This window comes from Burkholderia sp. Ac-20392 (genome assembly GCF_017104585.1).
Classification (GTDB): Bacteria; Pseudomonadota; Gammaproteobacteria; order Burkholderiales; family Burkholderiaceae; genus Burkholderia; species Burkholderia lata.
Window position 1 is genome coordinate 1 of the sequence record NZ_JAAGPB010001075.1, and the last position, 1,098, is coordinate 1,098.

General features: G+C 70.9%; 2 protein-coding genes. Both read left to right on the top strand.

The window, feature by feature from the left end; translation table 11 throughout:
* Window positions 1–543: ankyrin repeat domain-containing protein (locus G3N99_RS40855; protein ID WP_206125267.1), on the top strand; the 543-nt coding region annotated here is incomplete at its 5' end.
* Between the two features lie 175 nt (window positions 544–718).
* Window positions 719–1,098: isocitrate lyase/phosphoenolpyruvate mutase family protein (locus tag G3N99_RS40860; RefSeq protein WP_206125268.1), on the top strand; the 380-nt coding region annotated here is incomplete at its 3' end.

Sequence of the window (1,098 nt, forward strand, 5' to 3'; positions counted from 1 at the left end):
CTGCGCGCGCGCCGACGCCGACGACGCGCGGCGCATTCAGATGCGGCATCTGACGCGCGGCGCATTCAGATGCGGCATCCCGAACTGCCGGGCGCGTTGCCCGACGAACGGCTGCGGTTGCTCCCGGACGCCGCCGCGTGGGGTTCGGGCGACGCCGTGAAGGTCATGGTCGAACTGGGCTGGCCGATCGCCGCGCGGGGCGGCGACTGGGATGCGAGCGCGCTGAATCACGCGGTGTTCCGCGGCGATGCGGACTTGCTGGCGTTCCTGTTCGCGCACGGCGCGAATTGGCGCGACATGCACGGGTTCGGGAGCGACGCGCTCGGCACGTTGTCGTGGGCATCCGTCAACGAACCGGAGCATGTCGGCGCGTCCGACTGGGAGGCTTGCGCGCGGGTGCTGCTCGCGCACGGCGTGCCGCAAGCCGCGCGGGACCCGTCGAATCCGGACGGCGTGCTGATCGACGGTCGCGCGATGCGTTTCTCCGAGGCCGTTACCGACGTGTTGCTCGGCATCGACGGCGGGCCGACCGCATCGATCTGAACGATCGTGGGCCGGCGACGGGCAGCGGGCGGCGCCGGCCCGTGCGTTGCCGGCTGCTGGCGTACCGTCGGCGAGCCGGGTTTTTCCAGTTGTGCGACGACATTTCGACGAATGCTGAAACGTCGCGTGCACGACCGGCGTAAGCTCAGTCGTCACTTTCCTTCCGGAGTCCGCGATGACCCGTTCCGACCTGCAAGCCCGCCAAGCCGAAGCCTTCCGCGCCCTGCATGCGCGCCCCGGCGCCTTCATCATCCCGAACCCGTGGGACGCCGGCACCGCGCGCCTGCTCGCGATGGCCGGCTTCGAGGCGCTCGCGACCACGAGTGCCGGCTACGCGTTTTCGAAAGGACAGCCCGACAATGCGATCGACCGCGACGCGATGCTCGATCACATTAGCGAGATCGTCGCCGCGGGCGGCCTGCCCGTCAGCGCCGATCTGGAGAACGGCTTCGGCGACGCGCCCGACACGGTGGCCGAAACGATCCGGCTCGCGGCGGAGGCCGGCGCGGTCGGCGGCTCGATCGAGGACGCGACGGGCCGCGCCGACGCGCCGAT